Source organism: Rhizobium aureum (assembly GCF_030182495.1).
Taxonomy (GTDB): Bacteria; Pseudomonadota; Alphaproteobacteria; order Rhizobiales; family Rhizobiaceae; genus Rhizobium; species Rhizobium tropici_C.
Window position 1 is genome coordinate 17,300 of the sequence record NZ_JAQJCI010000031.1, and the last position, 20,660, is coordinate 37,959.

Below are 20,660 nucleotides of genomic sequence, written 5' to 3' on the forward strand. Positions count from 1 at the left end.
ATGCTGCTGAATTTCGATCGTCTCGGCTGGTGGAAATATGTGCTGCTTGCCATCACCGTCCTGACCGCGGCCTTTCTTCTTCTGCCGATCCTGTTCATTGCAGCCTTGTCGTTCGGTTCATCGCAATGGCTGATCTTTCCGCCGCCGGGCTGGACCTGGCGCTGGTACGCAGAACTGCTTTCCGATCCGCAATGGCTGGCTTCCGCCTGGACGAGCTTCAAGATCGCTGCGATCGTCACCGTGCTTTCGGTGCTGCTCGGTCTTGTGACCTCCTTCGGCCTGGTGCGCGGGAAGTTCATGTTTCGCGATGCGCTGAAGGCTCTCTTCCTGACGCCGATGATCCTTCCCGTCGTCGTTTTCGCCGTCGCTCTCTACGCCTTCTTCCTGCGAATTGGGCTGGGCGGCACCTTGGTCGGCTTCGTGTTGTCCCATCTTGTTCTGGCGCTCCCCTTTTCCATCTTGTCGATCGCTGGCGCGCTCGAAGGCTTTGACAAGTCGATCGAGGATGCCGCCGTGCTTTGCGGCGCGTCTCCGTTCGAGGCGAAGATCAGGGTCACGCTACCCGCCATCAGCCATGGATTGTTCTCGGCTGCTGTCTTCTCGTTCCTCACGTCCTGGGATGAGGTGGTCGTGGCGATCTTCATGGCAAGCCCGACGCTGCAGACGCTGCCCGTCAAAGTCTGGGCTACACTCCGGCAGGACCTGACGCCAGTGGTTGCTGCCGCCTCCACTCTTCTCATCCTATTGACGGTCATGTTGATGACGCTGGCCGCGACCGTGCGCAAGGTTCTAAAAAAATGAGCGAATCCTTCCTGAAGATCAAAGGCATCCGCAAGGAATATGGTCCCGTCGTCGCAGTCCACGACGTCAATCTCGAGGTCAAGCGCGGCGAGTTCCTGACCTTTCTCGGCCCCTCCGGCTCGGGCAAGAGCACGACGCTTTATATCCTCGCCGGTTTCGAGAGCCCAACCGAGGGCGATATCTTGCTGAACGGCGAGACACTGCTGTCGACGCCATCGCACAAGCGCAATATCGGCATGGTATTCCAGCGCTATACGCTATTTCCGCATTTGACTGTCGGAGAGAATATCGCCTTTCCGTTGAAGGTGCGCCGCAAATCCAAAGCAGAGGTCGACAGCCGGGTCAGGGAAATGCTCCGCCTTGTCCGGCTCGAAGGCTTCGAGGATCGGAAGCCGGCGCAGATGTCGGGCGGTCAGCAGCAGCGTGTCGCCCTGGCGAGGGCGCTCGCCTACGATCCGCCGGTGCTTCTGATGGACGAGCCGCTCTCGGCGCTCGATAAGAAATTGCGTGAGGAAATCCAGCACGAGATCAGGCGCATCCATCAGCAGACGGAGGTGACGGTCCTCTATGTAACCCACGATCAGGAGGAGGCGCTGCGCCTGTCCGATCGCATCGCCGTCTTCTCCAAGGGCGTCATCGATCAGATCGGCACCGGCCCGGAACTTTACGCCAATCCGCGCACGCGTTTTGTCGCTGAATTCATCGGCGATAGCGATTTCATCTCCTGCGTCCTGTTGTCGTCGGGCAATGGTCAGGCGACGATCTCGCTCGGTGGCCAAGCCGTGTTCGAGCAAATTCCCGTGCATGGCCGCGCGGCTTCCGGCAGCAAGGCGGCGCTGATGCTGCGGCCTGAGCGCATTCGGCTGGGACGCGGCAATAGTGAGGGCAAAGGCCTTAGCGCCACCGTCAGTGACATCACCTTCCTCGGCAACAACGTGCATGTGGCAACGCAGATGGCGACCGGCGAAGCCCTGTCGGTGCGCCTGCCGTTTGGGCATGAGGCGATTTCGCAGTTGAGCCGCGGCGACAGCGTTCATCTCGAATTCGATCCCGGTGCTGCTCACGTGTTCTGCTGAAAAGTCGTTATATGAAGCTCGCTGATCCCTCGCTTTTCCGTCAGTCATGCCCGGTCCCCGATCTCGGCGCCGCGGAGACGGAGGAGGCGATCAGATCGGCCGACATTGCGAAGAAGCTTCAGGCGAGCAAGACGGCCGGGGAACGGGCGCCCATTCTCAAGGCATCGCACTGCCTGATGATCGAAAATCGCGACGATCTGGCGACGACCCCGACGCTGGAGCAGGGAAACCCTTGGCCTCGGCCAAAGTGGGATCGAAGAGACTGGCCTCAGGAAGCCTTAGCTGCCCTAAATCGGCTGAAGGAAATCGAACCTAACGGTGACATACGAAATCGGATCGAAGACTTATTAGTGAAAAAAGAGTTTCAATAAACTGCAGAAAATTTCAGCTAGATCAAGCCTTTGGCTTGCTGACGAAGCTCGCATAGAGGGAGTTTTTTTGATACCAAGGTCGCGGGTCCTGATCCCCTCACATCAACAGATCTCATTTTATCGACTCTAGCTCGTGATTTTTAAAAGTGGCGTTACCGCCAAGCGTGGGTCGACGTTTTGCGCCCTCATGTCAGCTGTTCAGATATTATGGTCTGTATCCAATGTAGCTGAGCGCCATAAAGCTCGAGGATGACGGCGTGTCACGTAATCTGAATAACGCGCAAATTGGATCGTTCCAGATGTCGAAAATGCATGCCGTTTTCATACTTAAATTATTTTTATGAGAATGCACGTTAAAAATCATATAGATAAATGTTCATCACCGCGCTGGGTGTGGAATTCGTAATAAATCGCGCTTGCAGAATTGGAACGTTCCAATTAAAAGCCTGAATATAGTCGCGCCATGGGAGGGGCTCATGACAAAGGGGCGGGTCACCGTCATTGATATTGCGAAGGCGGCGGGCGTGTCGAAGTCGACCGTCTCGCTGGTCCTGCAAGGCTCTCCGCAGGTCAGCGACGGCACGAGAGCAAAGGTCAACGCAGTGATGCGCGAGCTCGGTTACGTCTATAATCGCGGTGCCGCTAATCTCAGGCAGTCCGGGTCGAAGTCGAAGATCATCGGCGTCGTCGTCAACGACCTGACAAACGGCTTCTTTGCCGAGTTAGCGGTGGGCGTAGATATGGTCGTGCAGTCCGCCGGGTTCGTACAGTTCCTGTCAAACACAAGCGAGAATCTCGACCGTCAGCGGGAGGTCATTGCGTCGATGCGCGAGCATGGCATCTCTGGGCTCATCCTTTCACCAGCGCGCGCGACGGAGGCTGCCGACCTAAAGCCGCTTGTAGCTGCCGGCATTCCGGTTGTGGTCGCCGTTAGAAATGTGCCGGGAGCAAAGGCTTCGTCAGTTGTTTCAGACAATCGCGAGGGCATCTTCGTAGCCGTGCAGCACCTAGTGTCCCTTGGTCATCGCCGCATCGCATTTCTCGGCGGTTTCCGTGACACCGCGGTATTCGGGGAGCGTCTGGCCGGCTATCGGGCCGCTGCTGCTGCCTGTGGACTGGATTGCGGCGAGGATCTTATCGTCGATTCCCCGCCGTCGCGTGCGGGTGGAGCAGAAGCGATCGAGCGCGCGCTGTCGATCGGAGATAAGCCCACGGCCGCCGTATGCTTCAACGACGCAGTCGCATTTGGGGTTTGCGACGGCCTTCGCGCGAGAGCGCTGGAGCCTGGCAGGGACTTCGCAGTCATCGGCTTCGACGACGTGATCGAGGCAAAAACCGCCGTTCCCGCTTTGACAACCATCTCGGTCGATCCTCAAGGAATAGGCCGTCGTGCCGCGCAGCTTCTCCTGAAACAGATCAGTGCCGGAAAGGCGGAAGCCGAAGCCATTGTCTCCTCGGTCCGGCTGGTGGTCCGTGAAACTTGCGGCGCTGCGAACGGAGTCTCACGAGCGAGGGAACAGGCATGACTCCTGGCTGGCGACTTATAAGCGCAAGCACGATTGTGCGCGAGTGGATATTCGGTGCGAATCGCGAAACTGGGGGAAGCCGTGTCGGTTATGAGGTCGAGCGCCGAACGGGTTCGCAGCCATGCTGCCGAAAACCGTATCGTGGACGCACCTCCGAGTTCGCGGGGCTCGTCTCCGATCCTCAGAACGGTGCCGTCTACATTTCCACGACTAACGAACTTCATCGTAACCAGGCAATCGCTGCGGCGGTCGCAAGGGTCGGCGTTATCTTTGCGACGAACCTCAAAGCGTTCCTGTCCGCAATGAAGGAGGGATCGCCATCGGTCACGGCCGAGGCCGGGCTCTGGTCGCCTGCCATCGCGCTCGCCTTCAATAAGGCGGTGGCGACAGGTCCATCCGTCAAAGTTGAAATAGGAATCTAAACGGAAATGACCAAGCATATCACACCAGCCGAAGCCGCTGCCCTCATCCCCGACGGCGCGATTGTCTCAGTTTCGTCGTCGAGCGGCCTCGGCTGCCCCGACTTGGTGCTGAAGGCCATCGGGGAGCGGTTCGACGCAACCGGGCATCCGCGCGATCTCACGACGCTTCATCCGATCGCCGCCGGCGACATGAGCGGTATCAAGGGCGTCGACTACATCGCGAAGAAGGGCCTGATGAAAAAGATCATCGGTGGATCCTATCCCTCCGGCCCGTCGAGCGCGGAACCGCCGCTCATCTGGCAGATGATCACCAACAACGAAATCCCGGCCTACAACATTCCATCGGGCATCATGTTCGATATCCATCGCGAAGCCGCGGCGAAGCGCCCGGGCGTCCTCACGAAGGTTGGCCTCGAGACCTTTGTCGACCCGAACCGTCAGGGTTGCGCGATGAACGACCTCGGCACAATGGAAGCCGTGGTCAAGCGTGTGTCTTTCGAGGGCGAAGAATACCTCTATTTCCCGGCGATCGTGCCTCAAGTTGCGATCATTCGCGCAACGACCGCCGATGAGCGCGGCAACCTGACCTATGAACATGAGGGCGCATACCTGGGTGGTCTCGACCAGGCACTTGCCGCTCGCAACAATGGCGGCCTCATCATCGCGCAGGTCAAGCGCATCACAAAGGAAGGCTCGCTGAGGCCCCACGACGTGCGCGTGCCCGGCATGCTCGTCGACTACCTCGTCGTCGATCCGGAGCAGAAGCAGACGACGCAGACGCTCTACGATCCCGCGATATCCGGCGAAATTTTCAGACCGCTGGACTCGTTCCGGGTGCCGGAGTTCAATATCCAGAAGGTCATCGCCCGTCGTGTCGCGCAGGAGCTGCAGGTCGGAAGTTGTGTGAACCTCGGTTTCGGTATCTCAGCAAACGTTCCGCGCATCCTTATGGAAGAAGGTCTGCATGGCGCCGTGACCTGGGTGATCGAGCAGGGAGCGGTTGGCGGTGTGCCGCTTCTCGACTTCGCTTTCGGCTGCGCGTCGAATGCTGACGCCTACATGCCGTCGCCCTATCAGTTCACCTACTTCCAGGGTGCTGGCTTTGATGCTTCGCTCCTCTCGTTTCTTGAGATCGGTAAGGATGGCTCTGTCAACGTTTCGAAGCTGTCGTTCCGTCCCCATGTCACTGCTGGCGCGGGTGGCTTCGTCGACATCACGGCCCGCGCGAGGAAGATCGTCTTCTCCGGCATGTTCAACGCAGGCGCCAAGCTTGACATTGTAGACGGCAAGCTCGTTGTCGAGAAGGAAGGCAAACTCAAGAAACTGGTCAGCGAGGTCGAGCACGTCACCTTTTCGGGTAAGCGCGCCGTCGAGCAAGGGCAGGACATCACCTACGTCACCGAGCGGTGCGTCATGAAGCTAACGCCTGCCGGTATCGTCCTGACCGAGATCGCACCCGGTGTCGACCTCCGGCAGCACATTCTCGATCAGTCGGAATTCCCGCTGATCGTGTCCGAAAATCTCAAGACGATGGAGGCAAGCCTTTTCGTGGAAGCGAACATCGGTCTTTCGCTTCCCAAGAAATCGGCCCGCGTTCTGGAGGGCGTCTTCAATGGCTAGCGGTGCCGTGAAGATTGATGTGCAGGGCCACATCGCGATCATGACGGTCTCCCGGCCGGAGAAGCTCAATGCTCTCGACCTGGACATGCTGATGGCGCTCGCCGCCGCCGCGGACGACGTCGAAGCCAATTCCCACGTCCGGGTGGCCATCCTGACGGGCGAGGGGAAGGGCTTCTCGTCGGGCGGCGACATCAGGGCCTGGGGCGGGATGCGTCCAGAGGAATTCGGTCACGCATGGGTCCGTCATGGCCATCGCATCTTCGAGCGCCTCGCCACGCTTCGCGTCCCACTCATTGCGGCTCTCAATGGACACGCGCTTGGCGGCGGCCTCGAACTTGCCGGCGTTGCCGACATCCGCATTGCGGAAAAGCACATCAAGATCGGGCTTCCCGAAACGGGACTTGGTATGGTGCCGGGCTGGTCGGGTACCCAGCGTCTGGTGAAACGCTTCGGCGCCCAGGTCGTTCGCCGTATGGCGCTCGGTGGAGAAATCTTCACCGCACACCAAGCGGAAGCACTGGGGCTTGTCGACGCCGTGACATCCCCAGGCAATGGCGTGGCTGCAGCAACGGAATACGCGGAGCGTATCGCGGCGCGCGGTCCGGCGGCCCTGGAGGTCGTAAAGCTCATGATCGCCTGCGCCAATGGCGAGGACAATGGGGCCGCCGTCGAGGCCTTGGGCTCGATCCTCGTCGCAAAGACCGGAGACCTCAAGGAAGGGATTGCATCCTTCACTGAAAAGCGCCCGGCACAGTTCAAAGGAGAATGGTAATGACGGTTCTGGTTACACCGAAGGCACTTGCCGACCACAAGGCGCGCGACTTTAGGATGCTGATCGACGGCAAGTGGGAAGCTGGTTCTTCACACCCGCTCGAACGCATTGCACCGAGCCACGGCGTCGTCGTCAGCCGCTATCCGAAGGGCACGAAGGCGGATGCCGAGCGCGCGATTGCCGCTGCGCGCAAAGCCTTTGATCATGGACCCTGGCCTCGGATGACGGCGTCCCAACGGTCCGCCGTTCTTCTGAAAGCCGCCGATCTGATCGCTGCGCGCTCCGAGGAACTCGCCTATCTCGACGCCATCGAAGCCGGAAAGCCGATCTCCCAGGTTCGCGGAGAGATTGCCGGTTCTATTGACATATGGCGCTATGCGGCCGCGCTCGCCCGCGACCTGCATGGCGAGAGCTATAACACCCTGGGCGACGGCACGCTGGGCGTCGTCCTTCGTGAAGCGATCGGTGTGGTGTCGATCATCACACCGTGGAATTTCCCGTTCCTGATCGTCGGCCAGAAGCTGCCCTTCGCCCTTGCTGCCGGCTGCACGACGGTCGTCAAACCTTCCGAACTCACCTCCGGATCTACGCTTCTACTGGGTGAGATCCTGCAAGAGGCCGGCCTTCCGAACGGTGCGGTCAACATTATCACGGGCACTGGAGCGGACGTAGGGGCGATCATGACAACGCATCCGCACGTGGACATGGTGTCCTTCACGGGATCGACGGGAGTGGGCAAGCTGACGATGACGAACGCTGCCCAGACGTTGAAGAAGGTCTCGCTCGAGCTCGGCGGCAAGAACCCGCAGATCGTTTTCCCGGATGCGGATCTCGATGCCTTCATCGATGCTGCCGTATTCGGCGCTTACTTCAACGCCGGCGAATGCTGCAACGCCGGCTCGCGACTAATCCTGCACAACGCGATTGCATCAGACATCGTCAAGCGCGTCGCCGAGCTGACGAAGGACGTCAAGGTCGGTGATCCGCTCGATCCAAGCACCCAGGTCGGTGCCATCATCACGCCCCAGCACCTCGAAAAGATCAATACCTATGTGGCTGGCGCGAGAAGCGACGGCGCGCGGATCGCTCATGGCGGCGAAGCGCTTGACTTCGGCATCGGCCAGTTCATGGCTCCGACCATTCTCGAAGCTGTCACGCCGGATATGGCGGTTGCACGCGACGAAGTGTTCGGGCCAGTTCTTTCTGTTCTGACATTTGAGACAAGCGCGGAAGCGATCGAAATCGCGAATTCCATCGACTACGGCCTTTCGGCCGCCGTCTGGAGCCGCGATTTTGACACGTGCCTAACGATCGGCAGAAAGGTCCGTGCCGGGACGGTCTGGATGAATACCTTCATGGACGGTGCTTCGGAGCTTCCTTTCGGTGGCTACAAGCAATCCGGCCTCGGCCGCGAGCTGGGCCGCCATGCCGTCGAGGATTACACCGAAACTAAGACGCTCAATATGCATATCGGCACCCGGACGAACTGGTGGATGCCGAAAAAGGGAACGCTGGCCTAGGCCGGCAACAGTACTACGCCCGAGGAGGGCGGGTGATCGGTGCGGGAATGGGTCCCGTACCTCGAACTTGCACTGGGAGGATTGAATGCGCAAGTTTCTGACATCTACTGCTGTGATTGCACTTGCATTTGCTGGTGCCACTGCTGTGGTACACGCCGCCGACGTGAAAGAAGTGCAGATGCTGCATTGGTGGACATCCGGCGGCGAGGCTGCGGCACTCAATGTTCTGAAGCAGGATCTCGCCAAGGAAGGCTACGCGTGGAAGGACGTTCCCGTTGCAGGTGGTGGCGGTGACGCGGCAATGACCGCGCTGAAAGCGATGGTTGCTGCGGGCAATTATCCGACCGCCTCGCAGATGCTCGGTTACACCGTTCTCGACTACGCCCAGGCCGGCGTCATGGGTGATCTGACTGAAACCGCCAAGAAGGAAGGCTGGGACAAGTCCGTTCCGGCGGCGCTGCAGAAGTTTTCCGTATACGACGGCAAATGGGTAGCAGCCCCGGTCAATGTTCACTCGGTGAACTGGTTGTGGATCAACAAGGCCGTCATGGACAAGATCGGTGGCACGGAACCGAAGACGTTCGACGACCTGATCGCGCTTCTCGAAAAGGCAAAGGCCGCGGGCGTCGTTCCGCTCGCTTTGGGCGGCCAGAATTGGCAGGAAGCGACGATGTTCGACTCGATCGTGGAGTCGACCGGCGGTCCAGAATTTTACAAGAAGGCGATGAACGACCTCGACGAGGAGACGCTGAAGTCGGACACGATGAAGAAATCGTTCGACAATCTCGCCAAGATCATCAAGTACGTCGATCCGAACTTCTCCGGTCGTGACTGGAATCTCGCGACCGCGATGGTCATCAAGGGCGATGCGCTCGTGCAGGTCATGGGCGACTGGGCCAAGGGCGAATTCGTTGCCGCCAAGAAGACGCCGAACAAGGACTTCCTCTGCTATCGCTTCCCCGGCACCGAAGGTAGCGTGATCTACAATTCCGATATGTTCGGCATGTTCAAGGTGCCGGAGGATCGTAAGGCGGCGCAGGTTGCGCTCGCGACGGCAACGCTGTCAAAGAGCTTCCAGTCGGCCTTCAATGTCGTCAAGGGGTCGGTTCCGGCCCGGACTGATGTTCCCGATACCGACTTCGATGCGTGCGGCAAGAAGGGTATAGCCGACCTGAAGGCCGCCAACGAGAAGGGCACGCTGTTCGGTTCGCTGGCGCAGGGTTATGGCGCGCCTCCGGCAATCGCAAATGCCTACAAGGACGTCGTGTCTAAATTCGTCCATGGCCAGATCAAGACCTCCGACGAAGCTGTCAAGCAACTCGTCCAGGCAATCGACGACGCACGCTAAGTGCGGCTGCAAGCTTCCCCGCGGAAATCGCGGGGAAGATGCCCGCTCGAGACCGCCCGAAGGGATGCTTATCATGAGCACTGTCGCCACCACCGAACCGATTCTTGTACGCGGGAAGCGCACATCCATGCGCATGCGGATCCAAAACGCGCTGCCACAGATCGTGCTTGCTCCAAGCTTCGCGATTACCATTGTCTTCGTGTATGGCTTTATCGCATGGACGGCCTATCTGTCCTTCACCAATTCGAAGACCTTTCCATCCTACGCCCTGACCGGCGCGCGTGCCTACCAGCGCCTGTGGCGCTGGACTTTCGAAAGCGATCCGCCCTCCAGTTGGTACACATCCATCACCAACATGGGCATCTTTGGCGTGCTTTATGTCGGCATCTGCCTGGCGCTGGGCCTGTTTCTGGCGATCTTACTGGATCAGAAGATTCGTGGCGAGGGAATGCTGCGACCGATCTTCCTGTATCCGATGGCGCTGTCGTTTATCGTCACCGGCGTTGCCTGGAAATGGTTCCTCGATCCGGGCCTCGGCCTTGAGCAGACGCTGCATCACTTCGGTTGGACGAGCTTCCATTTCGACTGGATCAAGAACAAGGACTTCGTCATCTATACCGTCGTCATCGCCGGCGTATGGCAGGCCTCCGGCTTCGTCATGGCAGTGTTCCTCGCCGGCCTGCGCGGCATCGACAGCGAGATCATGAAGGCCGCCCAGATTGATGGCGCGACGACTGGTCAACTCTATCGCCGCATCATCATTCCGTTGCTGCGCCCTGTCTTTCTGTCGGCCTTCATCGTGCTTGCTCACATGGCGATCAAGTCCTACGACCTTGTCGTGGCTCTGACTTCCGGCGGGCCTGGCGGCTCGGCGTGGCTGCCATCCAACTTCATGTATGAATACACCTTTAAGCGCAACGAGATGGCCGTAGGCTCGGCGAGCGCGATCATCATGCTGATGACGATCTCCGCGATCATCGTTCCCTACCTCTATTCCGAATTGAAGGAGAAGGCGCGATGACCTCCATTTCCATCCTGTCTTCACCATCGGAAAGTATCGCCAGTAGGAGGTGGATCAACCGCACGATCATCTACGGCCTGCTGGTCATATTTGCGATCATTTATCTGATGCCACTATTCGTCATGCTGGTTACTTCGTTCAAGACCATGGACGAGATCCAGAACGGCAACATGCTGGCCTTGCCTCAGTCTCCGACCATCGATCCTTGGTTCAAGGCCTGGGGCGAGGCATGTGTCGGTCTGACGTGCGCCGGCATCAAAGGCTACTTCTGGAATTCGATCAAGATGGTCGTACCCGCCGTAGCGATCTCCACCATCCTCGGCGCGTTGAACGGCTACATTCTGACGAAATGGCGTTTTCCAGGACACACGCTGGTCTTCGGTCTTATGCTATTTGCCTGCTTCATTCCGTTCCAGGCGGTGCTGCTTCCCATGGCAAGCATTCTTGGCGAGCTCGGCCGGTTCGGAGCGACGTTGAGTGACGAGATCGGTACATCGTTGGGCTTCGGCAACTCGACGGTTAATCTCGTCATTGTCCATGTCATCTATGGTCTCGGCTTCACTACGCTGTTCTTCCGCAACTACTATGAGGCTTTTCCAAACGAGCTCGTGCGCGCAGCCCAGGTCGACGGAGCAAGCTTCTTCCAGATCTTCCGCCGCATCATGATGCCGAACTCGCTGCCGATCATCGTCGTCACGGTCATCTACCAGTTCACTAATATCTGGAACGACTTCCTGTTTGCGTCGGCTTACGCAGGCTCAGGTGACTCGATGCCAATGACCGTTGCTTTGAACAATGTCGTCAACACCTCGACTGGCGTGGTTGAATACAACGTCAACATGGCCGCCGCGATGATCGCCGCCATGCCCACCCTCATCGTCTATATCGTCGCCGGCCGCTATTTCGTTCGCGGACTGATGGCGGGCGCTGTCAAAGGATAATCACAATGGCCTTCCTCAACATCTCCGGCCTCAAAAAGCGCTACGGCGCCCTTGAAATACTCAAGGGCATCGACCTTGAACTGGAAAAGGGCGGCTTCCTCGTGCTCGTCGGTCCGTCCGGTTGCGGCAAGTCAACGCTGCTCAACACGATCGCCGGTCTCGAGACCATCACTGAAGGCGATATTCGCGTGGAAGACCGCAGCATCGCCGACCTGCATCCGTCCAAGCGTGACATCGCAATGGTGTTCCAGAGCTATGCGCTCTATCCGAACATGACGGTGGCAGGAAACATTGCCTTCGGGATGGAAATGCGCGGCGTACCCGCCGAAGAACGCAAGCAGGCGATCGACAAGGTCGCAAAGGTGCTGCAGATCGGCCATTTGCTCGATCGCAAGCCGAGCCAGCTCTCGGGGGGGCAAAGGCAGCGCGTGGCAATGGGCCGTGCCCTGGTCCGCGACCCGAAGCTGTTTCTCTTCGACGAACCGCTCTCCAATCTCGACGCCAAGCTTCGTGTCGATATGCGTACGGAAATCAAGCGCCTTCACCAGACGACCGGCAAGACGATCGTCTACGTCACGCATGATCAGATTGAGGCTATGACGCTTGCGACGAAGATCGCCGTCATGAGAGACGGTGTTGTTCAACAGTTTGGCACGCCCGCGGAAATCTACAACAATCCGGCGAATATGTTTGTCGCGGACTTCATGGGATCGCCGGCCATGAACCTCCTCTCGGGCAAGATCCTGAAGGATTCAAACGGCCTTGCAGTATCGCTCGAGCGAGCTGCCGGAGAAGCTATGAAGCTCCCGATCGCCCCCAGCCTGACGTCGTTGGCGGCCTATGAGGACCGCAATGTTGTCTTCGGCATTCGTCCCGAAGCTCTGACCGATCCGGAAGGTGCGGACAGAAATGCCCGGAGCTTGGCGGAAAACGATTGCCTTATCGAGGTCGTCGAGCCGGCTGGATCGGACACTTTCGCGGTCACCAAGCTTGGCGGCAAGGAAGTCGTCGCGCGACTGCGGGCCGATGCCCGGATCAACGCGGGCGAGACGGCACGCCTGGCGTTCAACCTCGACAAGGTCGTCTTCTTCGATCCGCAGACCCAGGTCCGGATCGCGTAGGACAGGAATTGAAATGAACGTCACCCCCGATATCGTTATCATTGGCTCAGGCATGGGCGGATCGACCGTGGCGGCCGGCCTGGCCGCGAGCGGCGCCCAGATCCTCATCCTCGAAGCGGGTGATCACATAGCCGACCTGCCGGTCAATCGCGACCAGCGAGCCATCTTCCAACGCGGACACTTCCGACCGAAGGAGACATGGTACGAAGCCGATGGAAAGGGTTTCAATCCCGGCAACTACTACAACGTGGGCGGCAACTCGAAATTCTACGGCGCGGTATTGTCCCGCTATCGCAAGGAGGACTTCGGGGTTGTCAAGCATCGGGAAGGCGTTTCCCCGGCATGGCCGTTTCCATACGAGGTTTTAGAGCCCTGGTATAGCCGTGCGGAGCGCATGTACAACGTACGCGGCACTCTCGGCGAAGACCCGACCGAGCCGCACCATTCGCTCGGATATGAATACCCGCCAGTTCCCGATGAAGCTCCCATTGCCGACGTAAGAGCGCGTCTCAAGAGCAAGGGGCTGCACCCGTCTTCTTTGCCGCTTGGCATCGATATCGACAGCTGGCTGGCCAAGGCGAAGACACCGTGGGACGCTCATCCGAATTCGAAGGACGGCAAGATGGATGCCGAAACGGCGGCGCTCTCCATCGCAATGAAGCATCCGAGTGTCGTCCTCCAAACGAACTCGCGCGTGGTCCGACTGGAGACCGGTGAAGGCGGCAAGATTGAGAAGGTCGTCTACGTCAGAAACGGACAGACGCTGTCCGTCACCCCGAAAATTGTCGTCCTGTCTGCGGGTGCCGTTCAGTCGTCGGTTCTGCTGCTGCGCTCGGCGAACGACCGCTACAGGAATGGTCTTGCCAATTCTTCCGATCAGATCGGGCGCAATTTCATGAATCACAACGCTTCGGCCGTGATTGGCGTTTCGCCGACATTCCGCAACACGTCCGTCTATCAGAAGACGTTCGCATTCAACGACTTCTATCTTTCAGACGGAGAGGGCGGGTTTCCCCTCGGCAATGTGCAGCTTCTCGGACGCGTGTCAGCCAAAATCCTCAAGGGGTCTCTCCCAAGCGTGCCGGAATGGCTTCTCAATCTCGTTACGGGACATGCAATCGACTTCTATGCGATGAGCGAGGACATACCCAATCCGGACAGTCGAGTTATGGTCGATGGCGATCGCGTCATCCTGCACTGGCAGCGGACGAACTGGGACGCACACCTCGCACTCGTCGCGAAGCTGAAGCAGATCCTGAAGTCGATCGGGTTCCCGATCGTGCTGGCCAGAGCGTTCGACAAGCGCACCCCGTCGCACCAATGCGGAACCATCAGGATCGGAAATGATCCCGCCGCCGCGCCTCTGGACCCATACTGTCGCTCTTACGACCATGAGAATCTCTTCGTCGTGGACGCCAGTTTCCTGCCGACATCGGCAGCGGTCAATCCCGCTCTGACGGTGGCGAGCCAGGCGCTTCGCGTGGCGGACCACATAGCATCGAAGGATCTCGGGTCATGATCAATGCCGACATGGAGCCATCGTTGCCTAGCATCCAACAGGATTAGCAAAATGCGTTTCGACTACATTATCACGGGAGCGGGTCCGGCCGGATGCGTGCTTGCAAACCGGCTTAGCGAAGACCCAAACGTCAACGTTCTCCTCCTGGAAGCGGGCGGAGGCGATTGGAATCCATTGTTTCATATGCCGGCCGGCTTCGCAAAGATGACGAAGGGCGTCGCGAGCTGGGGCTGGCATACAGTGCCTCAGAAGCACATGAACGGCAGGGTTCTGCGGTATACGCAGGCCAAGGTCATCGGCGGCGGCTCGTCGATCAACGCCCAGCTCTACACCCGCGGGAATTCCGCCGACTACGACCTCTGGGCGAGCGAAGACGGTTGCGAAGGCTGGGACTATCGCTCGATCCTTCCCTACTTCAAACGTGCCGAGGACAATCAGCGCTTCGCTGACGACTATCATTCCTATGGCGGTCCGCTCGGCGTATCCATGCCGGCCGCGCCGCTGCCCATTTGCGATGCCTATATTCGCGCGGGGCAGGAACTAGGTATTCCCTACAACCCCGACTTCAACGGCCGGCAGCAGGCGGGCGTTGGCTTCTACCAAGTCACCCAGCGCGACCATCGCCGTTCCTCGGCTTCGATGGCGTATATTTCGCCGATCAAGAGCCGCAAGAACCTGAAGGTCCGCACCGGAGCGCGCGTCACGCGCATCGTGCTGGAAGGCACGCGGGCCGTGGGCGTCGAGATTGCGGCCGGACGGGGCCTGGAGATCATTCGTGCCGATCGGGAAGTTCTGGTTTCCTCAGGAGCGATCGGCTCGCCGAAGCTTCTTCTTCAATCTGGCATCGGACCCGGCGAACACCTGCGTTCAGTCGGCTTGAAGGTCCTTCACGATCTTCCGGGCGTCGGTGGCAACCTGCAGGACCATCTCGATCTATTCGTCATTGCCGAATGCACTGGCGACCACACTTATGATGGTGTCGCGAAGCTGCATCGCACCCTGTGGGCGGGCATGGAATACATGCTCTTCCGCACCGGTCCTGTCGCATCGTCGCTCTTCGAGACAGGCGGCTTCTGGTATGCCGACCCTGATGCCCGTTCGCCGGATATCCAGTTTCATCTCGGCCTCGGATCCGGCATCGAGGCTGGCGTCGAGCGTCTGAAGAATGCAGGTGTCACATTGAACTCCGCGTACCTTCATCCGAGATCGCGCGGGATGGTCCGTCTGTCTTCGTCCGATCCAACGGCCGCACCCCTTATCGATCCGAACTATTGGTCGGACCCGCACGACAGGAAAATGTCCGTCGAAGGCCTGAAGATCGCACGCGAAATCATGCAGCAGGACGCCCTCAAGCCGTTCGTGCTGGCCGAACGTCTTCCCGGCCCCAAGGTCATGACCGACGAGCAGCTTTTCGAATACGGCTGCGCGAACGCCAAGACGGACCACCATCCCGTCGGGACATGCAAGATGGGCACGGGGCACGACGCCGTCGTCGACCTCGATCTCAAGGTCCATGGGCTTGAAGGGCTGCGTGTCTGCGATTCCTCGGTCATGCCCAGGGTGCCCTCCTGCAATACGAACGCACCGACGATCATGGTTGGCGAAAAGGGCTCGGACATCATCCGCGGCCTGCCGCCACTTCCGTCGGCAATCTTTACCCACGAGCGCAATGACTCCCGCCCGAGGGCGCGAGCCGCTGTCCGGTAGAGACCTGCAAGCAGAAAACGCCATCGCCATCGTGCGGTGCAAGCGAAAACCAGCTTCCGGTGAGTGGAACCGGATTTGAGAGGAGTTTCTCGTGATGACCGAAGTTAAGGTAGCGGTTCTCGGCGGTTCGGGTTGGATGGGCAAAGTGCACACGATGGCCTACCAGACGTTCCCACACTTCTTCGGAACCTCAGGCGGGACCGCTCGCGTTGTGGCGATCGTGGAAGCCAACGCTGCAGCCGCAGACGATCTCGCTTGTCGGGCTCCCGGCGCCAAGATATTGCAGTCCTGGCAGCAGGTCGTGAACGACCCGGAAATCGACCTTATCGACATCTGTCTGCCCGATAGCCTGCATTATGAAGTGGCGAGAGCCGCGCTGCTCGCCGGAAAGCATGTCTACTGCGAAAAGCCACTCGCGAACAGGGCCGCCGAAGCCCGTGAACTAGCAGACATCGCCAGGGAAAAAGGCGTCATCACAAGAGTGGGGCATGCGTTCCCGCGCAACCCGGTTCACGATCTCGCCAAGGAAATCATCGACGCTGGCGAGATCGGCGCAATCAAGATGTTCAAGGGCTGCCAGCACATCGACATTTACGGTGATCCTCTGACACCCTTTATGTGGCGTGCTGACGGCAGGCTCGCCCCGACGGGGATCATCGGAGACACAGGTTCGCATGTCTTCAGCTTCATGGAGTTCCTTGTCGGTCGCGTGAGTTCGCTGATCGCCGACAACCTGATTATCACCTCCAAACGCCCTATAGTCGAAGGACTTGGCTATGGGGAAAAGGTCGCGCTGAAGGGGGACGAGACGTGGGCGGACATCACGAACGCCGATGCCACCAATCTGCTTTGCCGCTTCGAGAATGGCGCGGCCGGCATCGTCGACTTCAGCCGTGTTGCCACTGGCCGCAAGTTCATGCAGACCTATGAGATCTACGGCACCAAGGGCAGCATCCTCTACAACTATGATGAAGTGAACCGTCTTCGCTTCTATACGAACGACGACCGGAATGGCCGCGCTGGCTTCCGCGAGATCGACGTTGGTCCGGAAAACTCGACCTTCAGGGCCTTCTTGCCACTGCCGAACTTCGCGCTTGGCTACAATGAGACCAAAATCATCGAGGCTGCAGAAGTCATCAAGTCGATCACGACGAAGACACCCATGTGGCCGACGTTCGAAAGCGGCCATCACATCTGCCAGATCGTCGACGCCTGCATGGAATCCTCGCGCCTGAAGCGCTGGGTCGACATCCCGCTCTCCTGATTCAGACGTCGCAAGGACCTACTCCAATGACCATCGATGTTCCACAACACATCCTCGACGCGCTGACGGATGTCGACATGCCGCGGCTGGCCCCCGAGACGGTGTCCACGGAGATAGTCCGCCTCGCGGGCATCGACGTGCCCGTCTATCGCGCCGGCTGTGTGATCGTCGGATCCGGCGCGGCGGGGCTGCGCGCGGCGGTCGAACTGAAACGGCGCGGCGACGATGTGGTGATCGTCAGCCAAAGCGCCTGGGGCGGTACCTCGGCTTGTTCCGGCTCCGACAAGCAGACGCTGCACACCGCAAATACCGCTGACCGAGGCGACAATTATAAGGCGATGGCCCGCGCAATCCGTGCAGGTGGTGCGATGGACGAGGACACGGCCTATGTCGAGGCTGTCGGCTCGTCACGCATGATGGCGTCGCTGCAGTTCCTGGGCCTGCCACTTCCGCAGGAGCCGCTTGGCGGGACGTTGCGATATCAGACCGACCACGACGAGGTCGGTCGCGCAACGAGCTGCGGACCAAGAACGTCGAGGCTGATGGTCAAGGTGCTCGCCGAGGAGGCGATACGTCTTGGGATCCCGTTCTATAACCACGCAACGGCCGTGAAGATACTGAAGGACGAGCAGGGGGGCGAAAGCCGAATCTGCGGCGTGCTCGTCATGAAGGCGGGCGACCGACGCGACAAGAACCCCCTCGGCTTGGCTCTCTTCGTCTGCAACGTTCTGGTATTGGCCGCCGGTGGACCCGGAGAACTCTACCGAGACAGTGTCTATCCGAACGGCTGCTTCGGATCTCTGGGCCTGGCCCTTGAAGCGGGCATCGAACTGGTGAATCTGACGGAGAGCCAGTTCGGGATCGGCACTCGCCGGGAGGGATTCCCGTGGAATCTTTCCGGTACCTACGTGCAGGCCATTCCCCATATCTTTTCGGTCGACGCCGAAGGAAACGAGCATCATTTCCTCGCCGAGTACTACCGGACCACCCAGGAATTGGCATCGAACATATTCCGGAAAGGCTACCAATGGCCATTCCATTCCACCCGCATGCTCGATTTCGGATCGAGCCTTGTGGATCTCGCCATCTATCGAGAGAGCATTGCCAGTCGTCGGGTTTTCATGGACTTCAACAGGAACCCGCTGCCTGTTCGCGGTGACCTGCCATTCTCGCTGGAACGGCTCGACCATGATGTCAGCCAGTATCTTGGAAACGCAGGGGCGCGCCAGGAGATGCCGATTGATCGTCTTCGGCACATGAACCCGCTTTCGATCGAACTCTACCGCCGCTACAAAATCAATGTTGCTGAACAGCCCCTGGAGTTTGCTGTAAACAACCAGCATATGAACGGGGGGATCATGGTCGATATTTGGGGGCGCAGCAACCTTGCCGGTTGCTACGCAATCGGCGAAGCGGCCGGGACTCATGGCGTTACACGTCCAGGAGGCGCGGCACTCAACGCAGGACAGGTGTTCGGGACACGCGTCGCGGAGCACATATCTGCCGGCGGGAAAGCTCGCACAGCACCTGGTGCGGACATCAGGGATGCTGCCGAACGGAGTATGGCCGAAATCAACGCGCTCCTTCGCCCCGACAGTGAGCTATCTGTGAAGGCAATCCGCGTCGAGGTACAGGCGCGCATGAGCGACAAGGCCGGCTTGATCTGCGATCCGCGCAGCGTCACCAAGGCGCTGCAGGAGGCGCGGCTGCTCAATAAGAGCATCAGCGCGCATGGGATAGCCTACGATCGGGCCGCAGAGGCAGCCCGCGCCGTTCAATGGTGCCAGATGGCGGTCGCATCCGAAGCCGTCCTCGCCGCCTTGGACTTCTTCATCGTAAACGGCGGCGGTAGCCGCGGCGCGCGGGCGATCTGTGATCGCAACGGTGAATTCCTGCCTCTTTCCAAGTCGGGTCCGCTCGAGGAGTTTCGCTTCCGCAAGGAGCGCGACGAGCACCGTCACGAGCAGATAGTGGTGCGAATGGGCACCGGAGGCTTCGATATCCATACTCGTCAGAACCGGACGTTCGACGAGAGCGCTAAGTCCTTCTTCGAACGGGACTGGCCGGCGTGGCTCACAGGGCGCATCTACGATCTCGAGACTCGTTGAGAGTGTCCCGGAGATCGAGTTTGCATCGAGAAAGATTGTCGCCATCGCCGAGGCGATGATCGAAATGGCGCCCGATGGTGCGAACATGTTCCGCTTCGGTTACGCGGGCGACACGTTCAATGATCGACGCTGGGGTCGGAAGGAGATTATCGTCAAGAATGGAACGAATCCAGATACTTTCACCTCTGGCAACGAGAGCGGCGAGATGGTGACTCCGGAAGTTGCAAGAATCCGGGACACGACAGGGCCGGCGATGTTTTCAACAAAGGTTTTCTGGCGGCTTGTGTTGGCGGGATGGCTTTACGCGAAGCAGTGATTTTCGGCCAGCAGCTTTCAGCGGAAGTTTTGCGGCATTCCGGGGCTCGCCCACCAAAGGAAGCTCGCGGTCCGCGACGAGAAGTTGGGGCGTAGCCTTGCAGGACCGGAGAGAGTGATGTCGCAATAGTGCCGAAGAAACCTACCCAAGACGCATGGTCCCCCCGCGACAAGGCCAGTATGTTCACGGCGCGTTGACTCTCAAGGTCTAGAAGCTTGGAAGTTGAAGCGAATTTGATCAGGGTAGAGAACCTGCGGTCCCTCTGTCACCCCGGAAGGGAACCCTCCACTCACTTCGTCGCGAGGGCGGCTTTCGCGCTGGCATCCGGCAGGATGCTGGCAGTCAGCATACGCCCATCAATCGGTTATTCTGACGAGTCACGTTATTGGCACACCTCATGAATTTGCTATAGACGGAGATTCTAATGGTGGGTCGGTGGTTCATGTCCCATCAAGAGCTGGGCAGTGCGGCTTTCGTGGGTCACTGTCGCCGGGATTTTGAGCGGACCTATTCTGGCAACCGGCGTCCTTTAACGCTCGCCCAAGAACTGACGCGAGCGCTGGCGAACAGTTTACGCTCACGCGGCGCAGAACTGAGCCGGCTTACGGCGTAAACTCATAAAATTGCTTGTCGTTTATGGTCGGCTCTGATTCAAGGCTTCCAACTACGGAGGCCTTTGATGACGCGTCGCCGCTACGAACTTACCGAGCATGAATGGTCGATCATATCGCCGTTGTTGCCCAACAAGCCCCGCGGTGTTCCCCGCGTGGATGACCGGCGGGTGCTGAACGGTATCCTTTGGCGGTTCCGGACAGGTTCGCCCTGGGCGGAAGTCCCGGAGCGCTATGGCCCGCCGACCACCTGCTACAACCGCTTCGTGCGCTGGCGCAAAGCCGGAGTATGGGATCTGCTTCTCGAAGCAGTCTCGGCCGCCTACGATGGTGACATCGTCATGATCGACTCGACCTGTGTCCGCGTTCATCAGCATGCGGCCACGGGAAAAAAGGGGATGGAGATGATGGCGGCATGGGACGTTCCCGCGGCGGACTTACGAGCAAAATCCACGCGCTCGTCGATGCCGAAGGTCGCCCCGTCAACCTTCGTCTGACCGGTGGGCAGGTCGCCGACTGTACCCAGGCCGACGCGTTGACGGACGAACTGGGTGAAGGAGATATCCTGCTGGCCGACAAGGGATATGACAGCAATG

The 20,660-nt window shown here is 59.3% G+C and carries 17 protein-coding genes and 1 pseudogene; all 18 read left to right on the top strand.

All coding sequences use genetic code 11. The annotated features are described in order from the left end of the window. A complete protein-coding gene (locus PH552_RS32655; protein ID WP_113251675.1) occupies positions 1-801 on the top strand; it encodes an ABC transporter permease in 801 nt (266 codons plus the stop codon). Continuing rightward, the gene (locus tag PH552_RS32660; RefSeq protein WP_113251676.1) at positions 798-1,877 is read left to right on the top strand and encodes an ABC transporter ATP-binding protein; all 1,080 of its coding nucleotides are present in this window, start codon (positions 798-800) and stop codon (positions 1,875-1,877) included. The genes PH552_RS32655 and PH552_RS32660 overlap by 4 nt, the downstream gene beginning before the upstream one ends. Positions 1,878-1,888: 11 nt before the next feature. Continuing rightward, complete coding sequence (locus PH552_RS33850; protein ID WP_113251677.1) at positions 1,889-2,248, top strand: aldehyde dehydrogenase family protein; 360 nt, start codon at positions 1,889-1,891, stop codon at positions 2,246-2,248. A gap of 476 nt (positions 2,249-2,724) precedes the next feature. After that, entirely contained in the window at positions 2,725-3,774 is a 1,050-nt protein-coding gene (locus PH552_RS32670) for a LacI family DNA-binding transcriptional regulator (protein WP_113251678.1), read from the top strand. Continuing rightward, positions 3,771-4,196: a hypothetical protein gene (locus PH552_RS32675; RefSeq protein WP_113251679.1), complete on the top strand. Its 426-nt coding sequence runs from the start codon at positions 3,771-3,773 to the stop codon at positions 4,194-4,196. Before PH552_RS32670 ends, PH552_RS32675 begins: the two co-directional genes overlap by 4 nt. 6 nt (positions 4,197-4,202) lie before the next feature. Then, positions 4,203-5,816 carry an acyl CoA:acetate/3-ketoacid CoA transferase gene (locus tag PH552_RS32680; protein WP_113251680.1) on the top strand — a complete coding sequence of 538 codons (1,614 nt, stop codon included), beginning with the start codon at positions 4,203-4,205 and terminating at the stop codon, positions 5,814-5,816. Beyond that, positions 5,809-6,588, top strand: a complete 780-nt coding sequence (locus PH552_RS32685) for an enoyl-CoA hydratase/isomerase family protein (protein ID WP_113251681.1) — start codon at positions 5,809-5,811, stop codon at positions 6,586-6,588. Before PH552_RS32680 ends, PH552_RS32685 begins: the two co-directional genes overlap by 8 nt. Beyond that, positions 6,588-8,108 carry an aldehyde dehydrogenase family protein gene (locus PH552_RS32690; protein WP_285166649.1) on the top strand — a complete coding sequence of 507 codons (1,521 nt, stop codon included), beginning with the start codon at positions 6,588-6,590 and terminating at the stop codon, positions 8,106-8,108. Before PH552_RS32685 ends, PH552_RS32690 begins: the two co-directional genes overlap by 1 nt. An 85-nt stretch (positions 8,109-8,193) precedes the next feature. Next, positions 8,194-9,456, top strand: a complete 1,263-nt coding sequence (locus tag PH552_RS32695) for an ABC transporter substrate-binding protein (protein ID WP_113251683.1) — start codon at positions 8,194-8,196, stop codon at positions 9,454-9,456. Positions 9,457-9,529: 73 nt separating this feature from the next. Continuing rightward, the gene (locus PH552_RS32700; RefSeq protein WP_113251691.1) at positions 9,530-10,477 is read left to right on the top strand and encodes a carbohydrate ABC transporter permease; all 948 of its coding nucleotides are present in this window, start codon (positions 9,530-9,532) and stop codon (positions 10,475-10,477) included. Further along, positions 10,474-11,418 (top strand): carbohydrate ABC transporter permease, encoded by a 945-nt coding sequence (locus PH552_RS32705; RefSeq protein ID WP_113251684.1) that lies wholly within the window; start codon positions 10,474-10,476, stop codon positions 11,416-11,418. Before PH552_RS32700 ends, PH552_RS32705 begins: the two co-directional genes overlap by 4 nt. A 5-nt stretch (positions 11,419-11,423) precedes the next feature. Next, entirely contained in the window at positions 11,424-12,539 is a 1,116-nt protein-coding gene (locus PH552_RS32710; RefSeq protein WP_113251685.1) for an ABC transporter ATP-binding protein, read from the top strand. Positions 12,540-12,552: 13 nt separating this feature from the next. Continuing rightward, entirely contained in the window at positions 12,553-14,058 is a 1,506-nt protein-coding gene (locus PH552_RS32715; protein WP_113251686.1) for a GMC oxidoreductase, read from the top strand. A 51-nt stretch (positions 14,059-14,109) separates the two neighbouring features. Then, complete coding sequence (locus PH552_RS32720; protein WP_113251687.1) at positions 14,110-15,765, top strand: GMC family oxidoreductase; 1,656 nt, start codon at positions 14,110-14,112, stop codon at positions 15,763-15,765. A 94-nt stretch (positions 15,766-15,859) separates the two neighbouring features. Then, positions 15,860-17,029 carry a Gfo/Idh/MocA family protein gene (locus PH552_RS32725; RefSeq protein ID WP_113251688.1) on the top strand — a complete coding sequence of 390 codons (1,170 nt, stop codon included), beginning with the start codon at positions 15,860-15,862 and terminating at the stop codon, positions 17,027-17,029. A 26-nt stretch (positions 17,030-17,055) separates the two neighbouring features. Then, positions 17,056-19,137, top strand: a complete 2,082-nt coding sequence (locus tag PH552_RS32730; protein ID WP_113251689.1) for an FAD-dependent oxidoreductase — start codon at positions 17,056-17,058, stop codon at positions 19,135-19,137. A 64-nt stretch (positions 19,138-19,201) separates the two neighbouring features. Then, positions 19,202-19,453: a hypothetical protein gene (locus PH552_RS32735; protein ID WP_162737086.1), complete on the top strand. Its 252-nt coding sequence runs from the start codon at positions 19,202-19,204 to the stop codon at positions 19,451-19,453. Positions 19,454-20,132: 679 nt separating this feature from the next. Continuing rightward, positions 20,133-20,660 (top strand): annotated as a pseudogene (locus tag PH552_RS32740) (IS5 family transposase); the annotation flags it as partial.